We start from the raw sequence: 7027 nt of genomic DNA, 5'->3' as shown, positions 1-7027 counted from the left end.
GGCTAAAGCGCTTTTGCGGCTACTAAATTTTGTACGTAGACGTATTGGCATTGGTTTGTTAGACCGTATGAGTCACTAAACAAATACGATCGGGCGGCGTGGTTTTTCAAGGTGAACAACCACTATGTTTCGATTCTAGCTAGTAATGGAGGAGTGATGCGTAAATTAACTTTAATTGCTGCTGCTGGTCTTCTTGCAGCACCTATGATGTCGGAAGCTAAGCCACTAAATGACTTACTTCTTGATAAAGGTGCGTTAATGCAAGATTCTGCTGGCGCTTTCAAGGGATATTATCAAGATGGCACCCGTCTAGAGTTCGGCGATAAGTTCGACCTCAAGATGAATTTAGGTGTTGTTACAAGTTATTCATACACAGACTGGGACCACAATACTGCTCGCGGACTTCAAGACGCGAACAGCTTTGCGGTTGACCGTGTGCGTTTAGAACTTGCTGGTAATTTCATGAACAAAGAATTCAGCTACATGGTGCAAAATGATTTTGCAGGTGATGCTGATTTCGTAAACAACTCATCAAATGGCAGTGATGTCCGTGATGCTTGGTTGCAATGGAACTGGTGCGAAGGCATGGGTCTTCGTATGGGACAATTTGTTCTTCCATTCGGCCGTCAAGCTTTGGGCAATCCATTTATGAGCCAAATGCCATTCCGTACAGACGTGAGCGAACTTTTCGTTCCAGGTCGTGCAGCTGGCTTAATGGCGATGGGTGATCTTGGTGACGCTGCAATGTGGTCACTTGCTGTATATAACGGTGAATCAACTGGTGAAGGTCTAAACTCTGGTGGTGTAGACTCAGAACTAGGATTTGCTGGTATGGTTGTTGCTAACATGGGTGACTACGGTTCACGCGCATGGGAAGGCGACTACGGCATGACTGCTGACTGGGCTTTCACAATGGGTCTTGGTGCAACTTATGACCAAGGTTCAGTGTTGGTTCAAGCAGGTGACGCTCTTGCATCACTTGATTATGACAAAGTTCGCGTAGGTGCTGATGTTGGTGCTCGCTACCAAGGATTTTCACTACAAAGTGAAATTTTCTGGGCAAACACTGACCCAGATGGATCAGATGAAAAGATCAAAGATCTTGGATTCTACGTTCAATCTGGTTACTTCTTCGTTCCAAAGGAATGGGAAGTTGCAGGACGCTTTGGTGTGTATAACCCTGACGAAGACACTTCTGCTCTTGATGATATGATGGAGTATGGTGCAACTGTCGGTTATTACCTCAATGGTCATAGCATGAAGATGTTGATGTCTGCTCTCTGGAGAGATCAGAACCCAGCTGATAGTTCAGCTGAGGATACAACAGACTTCCGTGCACAATTGACGGTATCTGCATACCTCTAATCGGTTTCTTTACCGAGTTATATCAACCGGGGGTGAGGTAAAACTCACCCCCGGTTTTTTGTTTTCTTAACCCAACTGTGCAAGTGATCGAAAATGAAATCGCGATCGGAAATTACTACCGCACTCGAGAAGACGGACTTTGATATTTTAGTCATTGGCGGAGGAATTAATGGCTTAGCCATTGCTTGGGAAGCTGCGTCGCGCGGACTAAAATCAGCTCTAGTTGAAGCTGAGGATTTCGGATCGAAAACCTCAGAAGGCAGCTTCAAGCTTGTACATGGGGGATTTCGTTATCTCCAGCAACTGGACTTTACTCGCTTGTATGAATCCGTTCGGGAGCAAAAAGTTTTACGATCGATTGCTCCACATTTAGTCCAGCCAATTGGGATTACTGTGCCCTGTTATGGATTCGGCATGCGCAGTAAGGAGCTGATTGAACTAGCTCTTTCTTTTTATGAAACGATTACTCCACAACGTAATCGACAGACTGCAAGCAATATTCCACAACTTCTCAATCATTCGAAGATTAGTCCCGTAGAGCTCTTAAAGCTCGCGCCACACTTAAACCCCGATGATTTACGCGGCGGCATAACTTTCTATGACGCGCAAATGTATAATCCCGACAGACTGACTTGGGCAATTGCTGAAACTGCGCTGCGTGAAGGTGCGATAATTTTAAACTATGCCCGTGCGATTCGCGTGAGCCTGACTTCTCAGTCAGAGCAAGCAGCGATTGAGAAAGTTATTATTCGAGATTTAGTTACGCACAAGGATCTTGAGGTTAAAGCGCGCTTAGTGATTAATGCGGCCGGTCCGTGGGTCGACAGTGTGATGCAACTTGTGCGACCCGGAGTGTCTCGACCTGCTGAAAATCCGATTTTTTCTAAGGGATTTCAATTACTCTTTCCTGGCTCGGAACTGCCCTTTGTTATTGCATTGGAGAGCAGGCAGTTTTTAGAGTCAGCTTTATTGCAACGAGGTGGCCGCAGTTTTTTTCTGCAACCCTGGCGCGGCCAGACCTTACTGGGCACAGCTGATGTAGTTACCGCAGACGATACATTTAGCGTGAGTGAGGCAGAAATTGAGTCGTTTTTGGATGAAGTTTATGCCATTTACCCTGACCGTAAGTTGCGATTAGAACGAGTGCAACATGTCTTTGGTGGACTTCGTCCTGTCGATCAATCAGCTCGTAGTAAAGCGCTGCGAGGGGAGAATTTAGTTCGTGCTGAAGTCGCAAGAGATGCAAAGTTAATCGACCATCAGGGAGATTTAGGTGTTGGTAATTTTTACTCCGTCTACGGAGTTAAATATACTACTGCCCGCGCGCTTGCTGAAAATGTTGTGGATTGTAGTTTCCGTAAGTTGAGTCTTCATTCCAGGCCCTCACGCACTAGTAGCTTGGCATTAGTTGGTGCTGAATATCAGAGTCTTGAAAGCTTAAAAGCTGAGCTCGAGCTAGCCAGTAAAAACCTGCACTTTACTAAGCAGCAAATTGACAGACTTTGCGGTGACTATGGTTCGAAAGCAATTTACATCGCCTCGATGCTCGATGCGGATCGGGCACTTTCGCGAGTTATTGATGATCGTAGTGGAGTTATGGCGGGTGAAATTATCTATGCCGCCAAGCATGAGGCGGTAGTAACTCTAGCTGATTTAGTGATGCGTAGAACCCCGATTGGATCATTTGGATATCCGGGGAAGAGCGCGCTTGAAGCAATCGGTCAATTAGCTGCTGACAGTTTCAACTGGAATACATCGCAGACAATTGAAGAGATTAATAAAATCGAATCGAAATTAAGACTAAGTTTTAAATAGTAGTAGTTTCAACTAGTTATTAGCTATAATAGTAATATTTAGAACATCAAAAATAGACATTTGCCGAATTTTAGAGTAAATTACAGCAAAATTTTTATTCTAGGCATTTCGCGGTGTAGCCACAATGATTTACGGAGCCAATATGCAGTCAAAAGTTTTATCACTCGTTCTTAGTTGCAGTTTGTTAGTGTCCTCGGCGACTTTAGTTGCGCAGTCCGCAACTGCCGATAGTTCGATCCCAGTTTATACTCCGACAGTTACCAATGAGGGTTTGGTTACTTCAATTGGGTCAGATTCAATGGGCACGCTTTTGACTTCTTGGGTATCAAGTTACCAAAAAGTTCAGCCTAAGATTCAAATTCAAGTTTCAAGTCGAGGTTCGGCTTCTGCTCCAGCTGCTTTACTCGAAGGTACAGCCGACATCGGTCCGATGACCCGCCCACTTAAAGAGAACGAAAGTAAAAATTTTATGCTTAAGTATGGATTTGAGCCTACACAAATCAACACAGCATTTGCCGCTGCTTATGTCACTGTTAATGCAAGTTCGCCTTACACAACCATCAGCTTTACTGATTTGGAGAAGATGTTTTCAGCTAAGCCACAACGCAGTACTACCGCAACCGACAATCAGTTTGTCGCCGTAGTGTTGAATGCTGATGCTCCTGCAGTGCAATTTTTCAAGCAACAAGTTTTACTCCAGCAAGATTGGAACAAAAAAGTTAAGTTCGTAACATCAGCGGCTGATTTTGAAGCAAGCTTAAAAGCTAGCCCACGCGCAGTTGGAATTTCTGATACGCGTGGTTTAAATCTTGTTGGAATGAAGACTCTGCCAGTTTCAAAGTCGGCTAGCGACCAGGCAATCAAAGCAGATGCAGATACAATCTTCAGCTTAAGCTATCCACTTGCTCGCTCCATGAGCATCTATTTCGTAAAGACTCCTGGTGAGAAAATTGATGCTTCTACTAAAGATTTCATGAGTTACGTGCTAAGCTCCCAGGGGCAGGAAATTGTCGTAGCACAAGGGCTTATCCCCTTAACAGCAGATCGGGTTGCAACAGAACGTGCTAAGCTTGAATAGACTTCTTTCGAATTAGGATTGTAACATCCGTTTAACATCTTGATATGATTTAACAAGTAAGAAATTTTTTTCAAAATTTCAATTTTTTATTGAAAGAAGTTTAATAAATGATCCGAAAAACTCTGAAAAAATTTGCCGGTGCCACGCACCACTAGTCGCAAAACGGACGATAATCACTAGGGACGGTAAATTTTTACCTTCCAAGGATTTGTGTAAATTGCCACGGTTTATTTCGTACATAAATCAGGCTAATTTAGACTAGCCCGTTTATGAAAGTTTCGTTAACCGAAAAAATTTTCGGTGACGGAACGGGTATAGCTGTGAGGGGCTTTTGTGATAGTTCGTAACCTTAAATCTACGTCTGGCAATATTGCATTCTATGCGCTTGCCTGCGTTCCTTTTGTCGTTACTTTAAGCGTGCTTGCTGTTGATGTTTCGCATTGGAGTGCTTTACGCGAACACGCACAGAGCGAAGCAGAGCGAATCGCCATGCAGGCGGTGCAGGCGCTACCTGACCAAGCTAAAGCCCAAGGATTAATTCAAGCTGCACTTGCACGCCAAAATATTTTAACAATTGACCCCACTCAGACATTAATTACTCAATCATCCGTGCAAGTCGGTCTTGAGGGAAAACTCAATTCAGCCTTTGACTTTTTTGTCGAGCCAATCAGTGGTGCAAAAACATTTACTGCTAAGAAGCGTGCACTCGTACAGCTCGTCCCAACTGACTATGTTTTAATTATTGCTGATGGCCGAACACTGCGGCCTGAGCATGGTGAAGATGCCTGGGGTAATTCAGGCGAATGGCCTGCCTCCGGATACTGGAATTGTGCTACGCATACTCCAGTTGTCGATGCACGCTGGTCTACGCAAAGTTGCTATAACCCAGCTTTTACGCCACTGAAGTTGGCGGCCTTGAGCTTGGTTGATGTTTACGGCGCAATTGCCCTTAACCGCGTTGGCGCAATGTTTACTCCGGGCACAGAAAGTGGAGTGAATACTAAATCATTACGCTTTATACGCGGAGAAATCACTCTCGAGGAAGAGCGCTATTTCCCTGGGCAAATCGGCGGGTTTATTAATCCAGATCTGGCAACTGCAGAGGCTCATTTCGACCCTTATCGCACCGAGGGTGGTCTTGGTGATGAAGCTTGCGTATTCTTTGCCGATTCGCGCTGGGACTTACGCTATCAAATTCCTGCAACGTTCGATGTTTTTGGCTTTCAGCATGCTCAAGCAAATTGTCAAGATGTCATTGAATTTCCACAATGTCACTTGCCTTTTGATGGGCTCTCGAGTTGCTACCTCCAAAATACACTCCGCTTACGCGAAGCAATTTACTGGCATGCGGCTAAACTCCCAATCGCAGCACAGAACTTTACGGCAGAGCCCGAAATTATTAGCGCAATCGAACGCGCCGTGATTGATCTTGTTGACACTGCAACAAACGAACTTTTGCAGGAGGAAATTAAATTTCGTGGTAACGTTGGCTATAAAAATGCCCGAAAAATTATCCTCCTTACCGATCGCGCGTTAATTCCCGATCCTGGAAGTCTGACTCGCGCACTTAAAGCTGTCCGCGACTCTAATTCAGAACTCTACATCGTAGCCTTCGATCACCCTTTTTTAACGCCCCAGGAATCCAGCGAGCTCAATCAAGCACTCGGTCAAATCAGCACAGAGGCTCAAGCCTTAATGCTCGATCCTCAAGCTCGGCCATTTGTGCAAATTTTTCAAACTTCTAGCTCCGCAGACCTCGAACAAAATGTAATTCCACGACTAATCGCCCTGGGTAGAGAGGTTGCAATTCGCTCATGACAAAAAATGTTTTTAATAAAGCGACTTTTGGCCGGATACTTCGTCACGGAAAATTTCTGTGCTGCTCATTTATTTCAATAAACTCCGCTGCTCGAAATTTCCGTTCCTCGTCTACGGCTCAAAATTCACATTATAAAAACATTTTTACAGATAATTCTTACTTATGGAATGTTTTTAATAAAGCGACTTTTGGCCGGATACTTCCACCTCCGCGGCTTTGCCGACTGCGGCGGACAAGTCGTCACGGAAGATTTCCTCACCGCCACCAAAGTCTTAACCAGCGCGGCAGCTCAATGCTGGAAATGGTCCTCTTTACACCACTTGCCTTGATGTTTTTATTTCTAGTCATCGACGGCGGCTTATATTTGTCTAGTGGTGCCGCAGTCACAGATGCTTTACGTGCAGGCTTTAATCATGTTGCAATTATTAGCAAGGAACATCGCGTGGTTGATATCGACCACGGTTTAGAAGTCCGCTACCACCAAGACCGTGCCGAGAGTTTTCTAGAAGAATTGAGTAGTAAAATCGATGATCAAATGAAGAAATCATTTGGCACAACTCCTTACAAAATCAAACTCGCCTTTGTCTGGCTCGATCTCGACCAAGCTACAGGAAAAGTTAGAAACTATGAGATTAGAGACACACTGACTATTCCACACAGCGTTGAGCACCCTGAATTACCAGGCAACGGCAATAGTTATCCATATGTTTCAATTGAGCAGTACTTAGCAAACACCTTTAACGCTACGCATCCTGAACCATCGCCCTATGCCTTGCCACTTTCTCTTGCTTATGATGGTGGAGTACCAAATTCGGGGGCCTTGCAGTATCTAAATCACGCGCTAGTGATCTACGGTGAAATTGACGCAATTACCTTACAGCGTGCGCATTTTTTTGCGAAATCAATTATGGGGCGATTTTATGGCGTGGAACGACAAGAGTTAATCTTAG

The 7027-nt window shown here is 44.7% G+C and carries 5 protein-coding genes; all 5 read left to right on the top strand.

The window, feature by feature from the left end; all coding sequences use genetic code 11:
• Nucleotides 1–111: 111 nt before the first annotated feature.
• On the top strand, nt 112–1365 hold the full coding sequence (locus JNK13_06390; protein MBL7662362.1) for a hypothetical protein: 1254 nt from the start codon (nt 112–114) through the stop codon (nt 1363–1365).
• A gap of 93 nt (nt 1366–1458) precedes the next feature.
• Nucleotides 1459–3180: a glycerol-3-phosphate dehydrogenase/oxidase gene (locus JNK13_06385; GenBank protein ID MBL7662361.1), complete on the top strand. Its 1722-nt coding sequence runs from the start codon at nt 1459–1461 to the stop codon at nt 3178–3180.
• Nucleotides 3181–3322: 142 nt separating this feature from the next.
• Nucleotides 3323–4258, top strand: coding sequence for a substrate-binding domain-containing protein (locus tag JNK13_06380; GenBank protein ID MBL7662360.1), 936 nt, complete (start codon nt 3323–3325; stop codon nt 4256–4258).
• A 333-nt stretch (nt 4259–4591) separates the two neighbouring features.
• Nucleotides 4592–6076: a hypothetical protein gene (locus JNK13_06375; protein ID MBL7662359.1), complete on the top strand. Its 1485-nt coding sequence runs from the start codon at nt 4592–4594 to the stop codon at nt 6074–6076.
• On the top strand, nt 6073–7027 hold a 955-nt coding region (locus JNK13_06370), incomplete at its 3' end, for a pilus assembly protein (GenBank protein ID MBL7662358.1). The genes JNK13_06375 and JNK13_06370, both read left to right, overlap by 4 nt.

This window comes from bacterium (genome assembly GCA_016786595.1).
Classification (GTDB): domain Bacteria; phylum Bdellovibrionota_C; class UBA2361; order SZUA-149; family JAEUWB01; genus JAEUWB01.
The sequence above is the reverse complement of the archived record's forward strand: the minus strand, read 5'-3'. Positions and strand labels throughout refer to the sequence as shown.

Coding starts and splice junctions, on each gene's coding strand:
- JNK13_06385 (MBL7662361.1), top strand. CDS start 1,459: ATGAAATCGCGATCGGAAATTACTACCGCACTCGAGAAGACGGACTTT.
- JNK13_06380 (MBL7662360.1), top strand. CDS start 3,323: ATGCAGTCAAAAGTTTTATCACTCGTTCTTAGTTGCAGTTTGTTAGTG.